A 14267-nucleotide genomic window follows, 5' to 3' on the forward strand; every position below is an offset into this window, starting at 1 on the left:
TTCAACGCTAGAGGGTAAAAGAAAATATAGCTATTTTGAATAAATTCCGAGCACTTTCAATGCCTGAGCTAAGATAACGGGATAGCACATAAAAATATTGACATTAAAACCAAATTTTATTGACAATTCACGACAAGCCCTCCTGTCCTGTAGTTATAAATGTCAAAATGGCAACGTCTCTTTAGCAGTTGTCAATCTGGTGTTAAGCCACCGATTCTTTTTGCTCTTCTTCAGCAACCACAGGCTGCACCAGCTTTGGCTTATGCTCCACCCATTTTGCTGGAAAAACAGATTCAATTGCGTTACCTAAAACCTTGGAAATAGACTCTGGCAATGGCAGACCAAGTGGATTGGCCTCCTTTAAGTCCGCCGATGACACCACACGAGTTCCCATGATGTAGTCAAACCACGGACGTGTAACCCCCCAGTTGGCATCCTGGTTTGAGTTCATGTGATGGTCATAATGCCAAGGAATACGTTTCTTTGCCCATTCTGGCTCTAAATGAGAACGGCGATGTACGTAGAAATAGTTGCCCGCACTATACCAGAATGACAATGCCAAACCCTTTGAAAATGGATAGGCCGCCGCGCTGGACACGGTTGCAACCGCGGCCAATGCCATCAATTCGTTGCGTGTACGCCAGTTGTCCAAGCCCTCAACATAACAGTCATCAGAAAATCCCTGCTTGCGCACTTCACGATGGTGTGCCCAGTGGGATTCCATCTGTTTTGGCGTTGGGCTAAAACGTGGCTTGCCTTTACGGTGAACCCCATGTAATAGATATTTATGGGCAAACCATTCAAAACCATTTGCAATAACCAAACCTGCAACAAAACCTTTTAACATGGAGCTGTCTCCTAATGTTTCCTTATTTTTATTAAAGATATAAATTTTTGTAGGCGAAGTATTGACGATACGCTATATTTGTATTGACAAAACACGACAAGATGAGGAACAGACAGGATGTCTCAACTCAAAAACTACACTGGCTCGGTTTATGGTGGTTTAGGGCACCTGTTAAAGGCATACTGTGAGGCAAAGGGCCTCGCGATTCCTGAACAATTACAACAGGTTCAAAACCTGGAACGCTTTGACTACGTGATCTGGCGCGACCTGCTTGAAGACTTAAACCGTCTCCATCCAAGGACAGGTTTGGGACTGGAAATTGCCGCATATGTCCAGCCCAAGCATTTGGGAATTATCGCCTACCTAGCTCTGTCCTGTGAAAACCTGGGTGAGGCCATGGCACGCTATCAGGACTTTCACCGTCTTATTTATGATGGCAGCCCACTATTGGTCGAATTTAACCACCCTTATGTCTCCATTCGCTGGGAAGCACCCGAACCAAATCCAACCCAGCTGACCGATGAAATTGCAATTGCCTTGATGATACAGTTTCTTAAACTGTTTATGTCGGGTGAGGGCATCAACCTGCATGAAGTCCATTTTTTAAATTCCGCACCAAAGAATATTTCGGTTTATGAGCAATATTTTCAGTGCCGTGTGCGCTTTGACCAGCCGAGAACCCAACTGATTTTACCTGTGGCTGAGGCATTTAAGCCACTGAGGACTGGAGACCACACCTTACAGCAACTACTCTTACAGCAGGCACAGGCACTTCTGGACAAGTTACCCAACTCGACCCAACTCGACCAACGCTTGCAGCACGCCATTTTGACAGGCCTGCAAAAGAACCAATACCAGATCGACTTTATTGCAGAGAAACTGGGAGTTTCGGTTCGGCAGCTTCAACGCCACCTGCAACAGCAAAATGCCACTTTTCAGGAACGGGTACAGGAAGTTCGCTTTATGCTGGCAACTGAATATCTAAAAGACCCACACCTGAGTTTACAGGAGATTGCCCTGCTGCTTTGCTATTCAGAACAAAGCGCTTTTCAGCGGGCATTTAAGCTTTGGACTGGTTTAACCCCACAACAGTGGCGGAAGAACAATACCATTTATAGTTCTTAATCAAGTTGATAAGGAAACAATGGTTTCTTAAAGCATTTTTTATAGAAATGGATTTTCGATTTCCTGTTCAGGTTGGCGCTGAATTTTCTCAGGGAGATTTTCCTGTTCCAAGGCTACCACCACCGCATTAATAAAGTCTTGCAGGGCCTTGGCTGTTTTTAATCCCTCTTGATCTTTGGTGATCTGTAGGTTGCCATATAGACTCACACAATCAACCTGATTTTCCAGGGTCAGGTCATAAATTGCCGAAGACTCATTTCCATCCACAAAAGGCTTAAACATCTTTTTCCCCATTATTATTCTCTTTTCATCACACTGAGCTAAACATAGATAATTTGCAAGATGCTCTACATTATCTCAACAATTGTAAAAAATACTGCACCAGCATGTCCACCAACTGCTTGATCAGGGCCTGCTTGGTTTCCTCATCAATTTGTGGAAACTTACTTTCAGCGGCCTGGGTTTGCCCTGAAGCAAACTGCTTCTGTTGAGCCTGAATGCTGGCAGTGTCCACCTCTTCCGCACACTGACTTTGCCCATCCCAGTGTGAATAGCTGATGTCCTTGTTGGCCTTGACCTGTTGTGCCGATACTGGCAATTGATAGATGTTACGCTTCTGCTGCTCGGTCAGTTGCGGGAATAAATTAATGCCTAGCTTCTCTTCCACATAACAGATACTGACGACCTTAACCTGCTGAGAATCATTATTGGGCGCATAATAGGCACCGCTAATGCCCTGTTTGGGCAGATACACTGCCTTATACACGGCTGTCGGCACAATCACGCCCTGTCCAATGGTTTTGAGTCGTTTTCCCTCAAACACAGGTCCCGTGACAATATAGGCATCCCTATGTTGTTTGGTCACAATCGCGCGCACGGCTTCCTCCAGCTTGCGCCAGACTTCCTGATTGTTCTTGGGTGCCTGCGGCACAATATTTGCCAGGGAGAAACTGTCAAACTGGGCAGCCGTATTGCCCATATCGCCATTTGGCGCCATGTGTCCACGGTCATAGCCTGAACCACGGTAGTCTGTCAGCAATGCACGATGCGCCTGCTGTAGCCGTGTTTCCTCATGAAAATTGTCTTCACGCTTGATCTTGATGCTTAAACGCTCAGGTGTCAGATACTCGGCTGACCACAACGGGGTTTTAGAGACCCCCGAATACATCACGTTAAAGTCATTAAAGCACAGCGCATAACTGTCTTTTTTCAGACTTTCCCTGTTGAGTATAGGTGGCACATCACGGTAGAACTGTTTTAGGCATCCACTGTTGCCGCTTGAGATAGGAAGAAGTTTGGCAATTTTTTCACTACCAAATGCGATTGCAAAACTTCCCGTTGCAACTAGGGCGAGCAGAATCTTTCCAATATTTTGGCTTAAAAAATTAGCTTGAGTTTTAGCCTTTTTGGTTGTTTTCTTTGCCATAACCACATCAAGATCAACATGAACGCGAAGCTTAACAATTCAGGAGCATGCTGTATATTGCGTTACCGCTTAGAACGACACTTTATGTCGCAAAACTGTTCACTTGATCAGCAGGCAATAAAAAAGGCACTCGAAAGTGCCATTTTATTTGTATTTTCACTAGATCTCGATTTGACTCCCCAACTCCACCACACGGTTGGTTGGAATCTGGTAGAAGTCACTCACAGGACTGGTATTACGCTGCATTGAAATAAATAGCTTCTCACGCCACGGCGACATGCCATCACCCACGGTATGCACAATGCGGTCGCGTGAAATAAAGAAGCTCATCTGCATCATATCAAACTCAAAGCCAAGTTGCTGATAAGCCTGTTCCAGTGCATTCGGAATATTTGGCTGGTCCTTGAAACCGTAATACATAAAGATGCGATAGAAATGGTCATCCAGTTTTTCAACCTTTAAACGATCCTCTGCCGCCACATAGGGAATGTCCTGAGTATATACTGTCACCATCACATTACGTTCATGCAGCACCTTGTTGTGCTTGATGTTATGCAGCATGGCATGGGGAACAATATTCGGTGTGCCTGTCAGGAAAATCGCCTCACCTGGCACAAAATGGGTTTCCTTGCTCATGCCAATACTCTTAATGAATAACTCAATTGGCAAAGCATTGGTTTCCATACGGGTGTATACAATTTCCCGTCCACGTTTCCAGGTCATCAATATAGTGTACACCACTACACCGATCAGGATTGGCACCCATCCACCTGAGAGAATTTTTAATGAGGTCGAACCCACAAAAACCAGGTCAATGATCAGGAAAGGCACTGCGAATATCGCCACTTTCCACAACGGCCAACGCCATACACCATAGGCTAGGGTGGAGATCAGGATAGTACCGCACAGCATGGTCATGGTCACTGCAACACCGTAGGCACTGGCCAGTTCCGCACTGCTTTCAAACAGTAAAATCAAAATCACCACTGAAATATAAAGAACCCAATTAATAAAAGGTAAATAAATCTGTCCTTGCTCTACATCCGAAGTATGGTAAACCGCCAAACGGGGTAAATAACGTAATTGCATTGCCTGATTCGCCATGGAAAATACGCCTGTAATCACCGCCTGTGAAGCAATGACCGCTGCCGCAGTTGCCAGCCCAATCATCGGGAACAACGCCCATTCAGGCACCAGTAAATAAAATGGGTTTTCAATGGCCTTGATGTCGCGCAACAGCAAAGCACCCTGTCCTGCATAATTGAGCAATAAGCAAGGCAACACCACAATAAACCACGCCAGTTTAATCGGCAGGCGTCCAAAATGCCCCATATCGGCATACAGTGCCTCACCACCTGTCATGGTCAGAATCACCGCACCCATGGTAATGAACGCAATCACAGGCTGGTCAACCACGAAATGAATCGCCCAATAGGGATTGACCATCATCAGCACATAAGGGGTCTGGATGATGCTCCATAATCCAATCAGGCCAATGGAAATAAACCACAACAGGGTGATAGGCCCGAAGAACTTGCCCATGGTGGCAGTTCCGTGACGCTGAACCAGAAACAAGGTGGTTAAAATTCCCAGTGCAATTGGCACCAGCCATTGGTCCAAAGCTGGCGTGACCAAACTTAGGCCTTCAATAGCAGACAGGACAGAAATTGCTGGGGTGATAATGCCATCCCCAAAAAACAGTGATGCGCCAATAAAGCCGAGTGCAATCAGAAATATCTTATTTTTATCGGTAAACACAGTAGAGCGGAGATTCAGTGCCAGAAGCGACATGATCCCGCCCTCACCATTGTTGTCCGCACGCATAATCATCGATACATACTTGAAGCTAATGGTGAGGTTCATGCACCAGAAAATCAGGGAGAGGATTCCCAGAATGGTGGATTCATTAATCGCAACATGCCCTGTAACAAAACATTGCCGTATTGCATAAAGCGGACTCGTTCCAATATCTCCAAATACGACCCCTAAGGCTGCCAGCGTCATCGCAGGCAATGCGGCTTTTTTTGCAGTACTTTGCATATATTGTCTTCAATATAGAGCGTTATAGCGCAATATTATCACTAGCCAAAAAGTTTTTCTGCAAATCTATGCTGTAACAACTTGGCAGCTCGCTTTTTTTTGGTTACTATCGCACACCTTGGTGAGGTGTCCGAGTGGCTGAAGGAGCACGCCTGGAAAGTGTGTATACGTTTGCGCGTATCGAGGGTTCGAATCCCTCTCTCACCGCCAAGATACATTCCTGTGATGTTCCGCAAAATCCAAAAAGGCTTAAACTGCAATAGTTTAAGCCTTTTTTATTGCTTCACACAATCCCACCCCATCCGTTGCAATCCCCCTTATTGTGGGGGATAATTGGGGGACAAAAATTAGATGTAAATAATCGTCCCCCAATCTGTACGGATATCGCTCAAAATGCTGACGGATGCTCAAGTTAGAAAGATAAAGCCACTTGATAAGAAAAAACGTTATTCAGATGAAAAAGGACTGTATTTAGAGGTCACTCCATCGGGTGGAAGATTCTGGCGTTTAAAATATCGGTACAATGGTCGTGAAAGCACTTTAACCATTGGAAGCTATCCAGAAATATCGCTTGCTCAAGCTCGCCGTGCTCGTGATGAAGCACGTATTCAGCTTTACAATAATATCGATCCCAATGCCGTAAAGAACCAACGCCTACAGCAAATGGATGAAAGTACTCTTTTCAAATCACTTGCTATGGAATGGATGGAGGATCGGAAAGCCGTTATTAAAGAAACTACTTACCTACGTGATTTATCTGTATTTGAAAAAGACCTTTTTCCTGCTTTAGGTGATATGCCTATTGATCAAATCAAGGGTAAAGATGTGCTTGCCTGTGCAAAAAAAATTGAAGAGCGTGGTGCACAGGAAATGGCGAAACGTTCAATACCTCTAGCTGGCAGAATTTTCCGCTTTGCGATTCGTAAAGGCCTCATAGAAAATGACCCAACGCCTCACTTACAAGAAGCTTTGAAACCTCGTAAGGTAAAGCATATGGCACGTTTGGACATTTCCGAATTTCCGCCATTTCTTGAGCGAATGGACCGCTATCATGGTAATCCAATGATTAAAACAGCCATTCAGCTGATGACCTTAACTTTTGTACGAACTGCTGAACTTAGAATGATGGAATGGGATGAAATTAATTTTGAAACAAAATTATGGCGCATTCCTGCCGAAAAAATGAAAATGGCACAACCCCACATCGTTCCATTGTCTAGACAGGCACTTGAGCTAATTGAGAAACTACGACCTCTCACAGGCAACAAACAATATGTTTTTTATAATCACAGTATAGCCAAACCTATGAGTAGCAATGCTCTGCTCTGTGTTATCCGTACAATGGGTTATAACGGTAAAATGACGGGTCATGGTTTCCGTGGACTTGCTTCTACAACCTTACATGAGCAAGGCTATATGCACGATGCCATTGAGATTCAGCTAGCTCATCGGGTAGGCAATGCAGTTTCTCAGGCTTATAACCATGCCCAACACCTAGACTACCGTATAAGGATGATGCAGGAATGGTCTGATTTTATTGATAGTTTACGGAACAAAGTTCTTTGATTTCCTAATCAAAGAACTATCTGATCAAACCTTGAATAGAAAGGGAGGTAAAACCTCCCTTTCTAATTTTACAAATCTAAAGATAGCTCACCAATTGGCTTGGAATAGTGAGTAGATTTTGCATGTGCCACAATTACATCATGCATGTATGAAGGTTCCTCTTTCACTACATCCCAGCACCAAGTTCCAAACCCTCCTTTTTGATTCACCGCCTTAACCCACATATCTAAAGCAATACGTTTAGCCTTATTTTGATCGCTATCCTGCCCTTTAATTTCAAGCACTAATGATTTTCCATTTGCTAATCGAATCAAAAAATCTGGAACGTATTTTCTTTTACTACCATTCCACATGTAATAGATATTGAAACCTAAATGATCATTCTTTGCGTAAGATGAAATGACTTTGTCCCTGCCAAACTTTTCCAAAACATTAGCAGCATAAGCTTCCCATGACCCATCGGCTACAACATGACTGATTTGGGAGTATTCCGTAGGCTGACACAATCTTGTTGTATACCAAGTTCTCATTTCAGTAGTAGAACCAATTGGTTTATCTATATCAAAAATTGGCTCTAAAACAGTGACGTTTGCCTGATGAACGTACGTCACTAAATGCTGTACAACCTTGTCCATAGAGAGTGCAATTAAAATCCGCTTTTTGAGAGGTTCTTGATGAAACAAAGAAGGGATATCAATCTTAACTGATTTTAAAAACTCCTCAGATAAGCGAATTAATTGCTGAATTAAGATTTCCTTACTGCCTGTATACCCTTGTTCAACAGTTTCGAATGCCTTACGTGCGGCAATGAACAAAAGTTTTTGCATACGAAATTCTTCGGGCAATAATTCCAGATCAATGCCTACTGCCTTAGATAAATCTGTAGCCCCCCCCAAGGCTGGTGCTAAGTCTGCCGAAACATGTATTTCACTTGGATCTAGTTTAATGCTAGGGACTTTGTCCCAATCCACAACAAGTTTCTCTTTTAAAACACTTTCAACTCTAAGTACATTTGCCCAAGATATTTCAAATGAAGAGCGTTCAGCAATTGTTGAAATCTGGGTTGTTGGCTTAGGAGGCTGAGGATTAGTTCCACCTTCACCGACATCTTGGAAAATCGATAGAGGTACACCAAAAATATTCACATATTCAGGTGCAAATAGCTCACGTACAACACCATCTGGGCATTCAACGGGTTGAGTATCATAACCCACACGTCGGAGACCACGTCCAATCACCTGCTCACACAGCAACTGACTTGAGAAAGCACGTAACCCCATAATATGAGTGACATTTTTTGCATCCCATCCTTCTGACAGCATTGCGACAGAAATTACATTTTGGAGGTTCTGACCTGCTGTTCCTCGTTTACCCACATTGTCTACAATTGCTCGTAATAGGTCTTCTTTTTTAAGTGCAAGTAATTCGTGCTTTTTGTCTTGAGGTAACTTTATTGACTCAACGATATCTTTAAGGCGTGCTTCATAAGCTACATCAGAGTCTCCCTTTTCTCCTTTTTCAGCTTTATCCAATACTTTGGAATCCACACGTAAAGTGCGCTCTGGAGCCTGTAACTCGCCCCAAAGTGCATCACCTTTATTAAAGTAATATTCAATACGTGCCGCTGTCTCCGTTCTATTACATACAGTGAGCATGACTGGTGGAGAAGTCATTCCTGCTTGTTCCCAAGCTTTCATTGCTTCTCGCCAATCTGCTCCTAGAAGCGTATATGCCTGCTGAACAATTTGTGGTAATGCTTCATGAGGATCAGCTTTACGATTTAAGTCTTCTCTGACTTCATCTTCACGGTATAAATGGTAAAGCTTCGGTTTCAGGTCTTTTGTACTTGGTAAGGCACTGTCACGCACGACAATACGCGGAGTTTTTACCAATCCAGCTTCAATTGCATCGTATAATCCAAAGTCAGAAATCACCCATTCGAATAAAGCACCTTCTGTTGTTTTCTTACCTGTTGGCGCAAATGGAGTTGCAGATAAATCAAAACAACGAATGATGCCCTTTACTTTGTGAATACGATCTAGACCTTCAACCCAACGTGTTGCTTCATCTAAATCAATCCCAAATTCTTCAGCATCTTTTTTACTGATTTTTACTTCAGCAGGCTTACGATAAGCATGGTGTGCCTCGTCATTAATGATGACAATGTTTTTGTGATTTGATAATGAGCCTAAAACACGTCTAACATAGGCTTTATCACTTTCCTTACCCTTCTTAACAACAGATCTCTCAGGTTCTTTTTGTGGCATCAGTGAATGCCAATTCTCAATCAGAATCTCAGCCTGATTTAACTTTTGGCGAAGCACTTCATTTGGACATAAAGAAAAGTCATCATAGTAATTCTGTGGATGACCAGGCATCAAAATCTGCAAACGCTCTTTGACTGTTAAACCAGGCGCAACAATAAAAATCGCCTTAGAAAAGTCTTTATGCCGTTTAGGATATGTAATCGCATTAAGGACCTGCCATGTAATAATCATCGACATTACAGTGGTCTTACCTGAGCCTGTGGCCATTTTATTACACAGCCGTTCCCAAGCCCCGCCATCACTAGGAATAGCGATACCTTGTTTAAACTCAGGAGTTGCCTCTACATACCAAATCAGCGTTTCAATGGCTTCTATTTGACAGAAGTAAAACTCATACGGCCTTGCAGTTTCCTTATCGTACCAATGAGTTAACAATTGACGAGTAATCGCAGTGACACCAGGATAATCAGCTTCACGCCATTCATTGACTCGTTGGCGTATGCGATTTACTAAATCTAGTTCCTTTGTTTGAAGTGTATTACTTCGTGTATCAAAAATTTCATAGCTTGCCGAACGACGTCCTTCCTGCAAAACGAGTTGACTGTTCTGAGGATTACGTTGCCAGTGATGGGTTGGGCATTCAAAAGGTGAACTAATAATTAATGAGTTTTGAGACATCTTGCCACCTTAATCCAAGTTCATGACTTTGAGTGATTCAATGCCTCGGTCATCAATAATTTTGACCGCAATCTTTTTATTGTCACCTGCTTCAAAAGGCAAGCTTTTAGTTCCGTGGAATTTATCTAATTGAGTCTCATCCAATTCAGCACGAATATTTTTCTTCAGCTTTTCCCACCCTTCGCCTTTACCTGCTATTGGGAAGAAAACTTGATGTGGGAATAAACTACGCTCATCATAGTCGGTATCCAAACTCCACATCGCAATCTTGGATTTACCACCAGAAATTAATTCACCCTTGACCGTATCAAAGTAATCAAATCCAAGTACTTCAACCTGATACTTACCATCTTTAAGTTTATGAACTTCGACATCAGGCTGCCCCATCAACCAGAAACTTTGGTTGCTTGAACGTGCTTTCTTTAAGTCCTCGGTGAGTAAGTCCGTATTCATTTGTGCTTTAAGTGCAGTAATCCCCTTAATCGCATCAATATCTTTTGCGGCTTCTGGGTCAAATGTAAATGCACAAAATACGATCATCTTAGGTAATGGGAACAGATTACCCGCTTCATTCATAGCATTTGCAACTTGTCTTTGTTCTAAGGCTGCATGTTCAGGACCAAAACTTACCACGACGCGATCACCATTTTCTATATGACCAATCGTATGGATATTCTGCATATCTTTATCGTAAGGAATTAGCTCCAAGTCAGTGAAATTAATCATCTGACCACTTGGACCACGAATGCCTGTTTTTGCTAGTTCCGCCATCCAATCGTGTTTACGACCTGACTCACCTGTACGAGCAATACTTGCATCTGCTTCATCTAAAGCTTCAGCTTCATCTAAAGATTTTACAGAAGGGAAAGGCACTGCTTCTACGGTAAATGGTCCGCTAATTCTTAGCCGATTTTTATTGATGATCGGTTTGTCATATAAAATTTCTTGGTCAGCATGTGCTGCAATCGCTTCATCCATTTGCTTTTGCATAGCGATACGAGCCTCATGGAATGCTTCTAACGCTTTGACTTGCGCATCATTCCAATCATCAGGTGCATCAAAAGGCACTTCCCATTCCAAGAATTCACCTTTTTTAGAAAAGTCTAAAGATTCACCTTTACGACCACCTTCAGTTATTTTAAAAGATGCAGGCGGTTGAGCAATCAACTCTTTATTTAGCTGTGTTAAAGCTTCTTCAATTTTTGGATGTAATCGGTCATAGATTTGATCGATATCTGGGTTATTAGCGATAGATTTTAAAGTAATGTGAGGAACAGTTTCATAAAAGAAACCACCTTTTAAACCCTCATTAGAGTATTTAAGCTCATAGTAGTCAAAGCTCGATGTCATTAAACGCTGCTTTGCTAAAGTAATCGCAATACGTGACGTATCACATGTAATCCAACGACGTCCCCATTTTTCCGCTACTACCGCAGTTGATCCAGAACCACATGTAGGATCCAAAACAAGATCTCCTGGATCTGTAGTCATAAGTAAACAACGTTGAATAACAGTTAAGGCTGTTTGTACAACGTAGACTTTACTTCCACCTAATTGATTCTGTCCCAAAGTATCAAACCAAAAATTATTTAATGGCTGAACAGGAAAATCATTAAAATATCTTATATAACCAATACTTGATTTAGTTTTTCCTATTCGATTAGCTTTTAACAATCTATTCATTCCAATAGGATAGTTAGCTTTCCAATGATTACTAACCCCTGGTTTAAATTTTATACCATGGACTTCAAATGTTTGATCTTCTTTAGCAGGGTTCTGACTTGTTAAATCTCCTATTGCAAAAATTGGAAAGGTATTAGTTTTGTAGTCAAATTTAGTTTTACTAATTTTTTCCCACTGTGCTATCGAGATAGGTTCATCTTTATCAATCTTAATATTTTTATATGCAGAACTGCCTTCCCCTCCGAAAATTTTTTCCTTATATAAATTTTTAAACTTCATTTTTTTCTTATCTTTTGCATACCAAACAATATAATCACCTGCTCGAGAAAGACTATTTGTTTCGAAACCACTTGTAGTTGCATATGCTATTTGAATAATGAAATTTTCTATTCCAAATACATCATCCAATATTTCTCTTAAATGATGGATATTCTCATCTGAAATCTGTACAAATATACTACCCGTGTCATTGAGTAAATCTTTAGCCAATAATAGTCTATCTCTCATATATGTGAGATACGAATGAATACCTAATTCCCAAGTATCTCGAAATGCTTTCAGCATCTCTGGTTCTTGAGTTAGGTCATTGTCACTTTTATCTTTCACATCTTTTTTATTTACAAATGGCTGAAAGTTAGAACCGTACTTAATGCCATACGGTGGATCAAAATATACCATCTGAACCTTACCTGCCATGCTCTCCTTTTGTAGAAGACTATTCATTACAAGTAAGCTATCACCTGCAATTAAACGGTTTGACCATCCTTTTTCATGCTTATAAAAATCTAAAGCATCACGTAGTGGTAAATTCTCAAAAGGTGCATCGAAAAGCCCTGGCTGTAATGCTCTAATTTTTCCTTTACTTACTTCATCTTTACCCATGCGCCTACGCACAGCAGCTAAAATACTGGCAGGGTCTACACGTTCATGCACATGCAAACTTACAGTATCGATCTCAAAACTAGTGTGTTCTGCTTTTCCAGCCCAATTTAGATAGGGTGATTGTGCTTTTTTGAGTGCTTCTAAAGCTTGCTTCATTTGTTCGAGATCGTTAGAAGCTAAAGCATCATCAATTAAATTTTCAGTCCACGCACGTTGCGAATCGAATTGTAAAGATGGATCAATGTGAGGATCGTATTTCCAACGAGTTTTCCCTGCATCTGGGTCTGTAAATGGCGTCACCATACCCACTTCTGGATTATTGACTCGCCTATCTAAATGGCGATATGAAAGGATTTCTACGCCCAATTCCGCATTTTTATTTTGCTGTGGTTTTGGCATACTTTTCTTACGAGTTTTTTTTTCACCTTCAGGAAGTGCAGGTTCTACTAACTCAAAGCTATCACTACTCATAAATACCCTTTCTCTTAATTTCAAAAATTTATAATGACTAATCGTAGTCTAACCAAAAACAAAAAAATAAGGGAGCAAAAGCTCCCACTATTATTCTTCTCGACTTTCAAGCTTACTCTCAATCCACTGATGGATTTCCCAAGCTGACCAACCAATACGCGATTCACTTAGTCGTATTGGTTGAGGAAATGTAGGATCATAATACTTTGACTCCTTATTGTTCATCCTATAGGTTTTGGCCGATTAAAAGCCATTAAATCGCCAAATTCATTTGTTTATTTTTTCACTTGTTTTTTTCAACAGAATCTGTAAAATTCACGCCACGTTGCCGGCATAGCTCAGTTGGTAGAGCAACTGACTTGTAATCAGTAGGTCCACAGTTCGAATCCGTGTGCCGGCACCATCAAATTCAAAAAAGGCTTAAACTTTTAAGGTTTAAGCCTTTTTTTATTACCTAGTTTTTAACTGCACTCACCTGAACATAACGTACCAGACCATCTTGATAGAGTTTTCGACACAGCTTGGCCGTCATCGCTATTTTGAGTTGGGCAAAATCAAAAGTCCTAGTCCTTGCTGGTCGCCTCTCAATATATTGGGCAAAACCTTTCAAAACAGGCTCTGAAAAATCCTGAATGACAATATCCTTAAAACCATGCTTTACCAGTGTTTGAGAAAGCTGTTGTTCATCCATCAAATGCTGCCACCTCACATCAGCACCTTTTAACAGATAGCGATATTGCTGCTTGTGTAGATAGGAACAATGTTGCCAATCATCCGACCACATCAAATAATGAAAGGCAATTCGCCCTTTTGAATTCAAAACAAAAGAAACTGAATCCAGAAATAAATTCAATTCACTGTGATACGCAGCATCAACACATACGACCACATCAAATGAATTTAAAAAATGCAGCGACCTTAAATTCAAAAAAGAACCACAGATGCTTTCCACCTGTGGCAATTCCTTTTGAATTCGTTGAATGCAATCTTTCTGTAATTCAACTGCACTCAATTGTTCAATATGATAATGATTAAGCCAGTGCAATAAACTGGCACCTTGCCCACAACCCAGGTCTAAAACACGATCTGTTGACTTGAGCTGAACAGATGCCGCGATCTGATCAGCCAAGCTTTGACATGCCAGTGGATAGTTATGCTGTTGGCTTTGCCAATACCCCAGATTGCTCCAGGCAAGCAATGAATCATCACCCAGCCGTTTGGCATCAATCGCATATTTATGCCCAATGACTTTTTTGATCAATGCTTGTCTGAAAGTCGCCAT

Annotated in this window: 9 protein-coding genes, 2 tRNA genes and 1 pseudogene; 4 read left to right on the forward strand and 8 right to left on the reverse strand. The window is 41.7% G+C overall.

Annotated elements, in window-relative coordinates; all coding sequences use genetic code 11:
- Positions 1–202 precede the first annotated feature (202 nt).
- Positions 203–847, reverse strand: coding sequence for a sterol desaturase family protein (locus QTA56_RS10165; protein ID WP_267980838.1), 645 nt, complete (start codon positions 845–847; stop codon positions 203–205).
- Between the two features lie 117 nt (positions 848–964).
- On the opposite strand from QTA56_RS10165, the gene QTA56_RS10170 reads away from it, so the two are divergent.
- On the forward strand, positions 965–1972 hold the full coding sequence (locus QTA56_RS10170; RefSeq protein ID WP_267980839.1) for an AraC family transcriptional regulator: 1008 nt from the start codon (positions 965–967) through the stop codon (positions 1970–1972).
- 39 nt (positions 1973–2011) lie between these two features.
- Here the strand turns inward: QTA56_RS10170 and QTA56_RS10175 are convergent, their stop codons facing one another.
- The 3 genes from QTA56_RS10175 to QTA56_RS10185 all read right to left on the reverse strand — a co-directional run bounded on the left by QTA56_RS10175 (position 2012) and on the right by QTA56_RS10185 (position 5438).
- A complete protein-coding gene (locus QTA56_RS10175) occupies positions 2012–2254 on the reverse strand; it encodes a hypothetical protein (protein ID WP_267980840.1) in 243 nt (80 codons plus the stop codon).
- A 70-nt stretch (positions 2255–2324) separates the two neighbouring features.
- Positions 2325–3398, reverse strand: a complete 1074-nt coding sequence (locus tag QTA56_RS10180; RefSeq protein WP_267980841.1) for a DNA/RNA non-specific endonuclease — start codon at positions 3396–3398, stop codon at positions 2325–2327.
- 159 nt (positions 3399–3557) lie between these two features.
- Entirely contained in the window at positions 3558–5438 is a 1881-nt protein-coding gene (locus QTA56_RS10185; RefSeq protein WP_267980842.1) for a potassium transporter Kup, read from the reverse strand.
- A gap of 120 nt (positions 5439–5558) precedes the next feature.
- Here QTA56_RS10185 and QTA56_RS10190 point away from each other — a divergent pair.
- Both QTA56_RS10190 and QTA56_RS10195 read left to right on the forward strand, forming a co-directional pair.
- A tRNA-Ser gene (locus QTA56_RS10190) sits at positions 5559–5648 on the forward strand.
- A gap of 183 nt (positions 5649–5831) precedes the next feature.
- The gene (locus QTA56_RS10195; protein ID WP_267980843.1) at positions 5832–7004 is read left to right on the forward strand and encodes a tyrosine-type recombinase/integrase; all 1173 of its coding nucleotides are present in this window, start codon (positions 5832–5834) and stop codon (positions 7002–7004) included.
- Positions 7005–7072: 68 nt separating this feature from the next.
- On the opposite strand, the gene QTA56_RS10200 is transcribed toward QTA56_RS10195, so the two are convergent.
- From QTA56_RS10200 to QTA56_RS10210, 3 genes and pseudogenes are all read right to left on the reverse strand, one after another.
- On the reverse strand, positions 7073–9949 hold the full coding sequence (locus QTA56_RS10200) for a BPTD_3080 family restriction endonuclease (protein ID WP_267980844.1): 2877 nt from the start codon (positions 9947–9949) through the stop codon (positions 7073–7075).
- 9 nt (positions 9950–9958) lie between these two features.
- Positions 9959–12985, reverse strand: a complete 3027-nt coding sequence (locus tag QTA56_RS10205) for a site-specific DNA-methyltransferase (protein WP_267980845.1) — start codon at positions 12983–12985, stop codon at positions 9959–9961.
- Between the two features lie 90 nt (positions 12986–13075).
- A pseudogene (locus QTA56_RS10210) lies at positions 13076–13225 on the reverse strand (helix-turn-helix transcriptional regulator); the annotation flags it as partial.
- Positions 13226–13312: 87 nt separating this feature from the next.
- On the opposite strand from QTA56_RS10210, the gene QTA56_RS10215 reads away from it, so the two are divergent.
- Positions 13313–13388, forward strand: a tRNA-Thr gene (locus QTA56_RS10215).
- 51 nt (positions 13389–13439) lie between these two features.
- Here the strand turns inward: QTA56_RS10215 and QTA56_RS10220 are convergent.
- Positions 13440–14267: an SAM-dependent methyltransferase gene (locus tag QTA56_RS10220; RefSeq protein ID WP_267980846.1), complete on the reverse strand. Its 828-nt coding sequence runs from the start codon at positions 14265–14267 to the stop codon at positions 13440–13442.

Source organism: Acinetobacter thutiue (assembly GCF_030385805.1).
GTDB classification, from domain to species: domain Bacteria; phylum Pseudomonadota; class Gammaproteobacteria; order Pseudomonadales; family Moraxellaceae; genus Acinetobacter; species Acinetobacter corruptisaponis.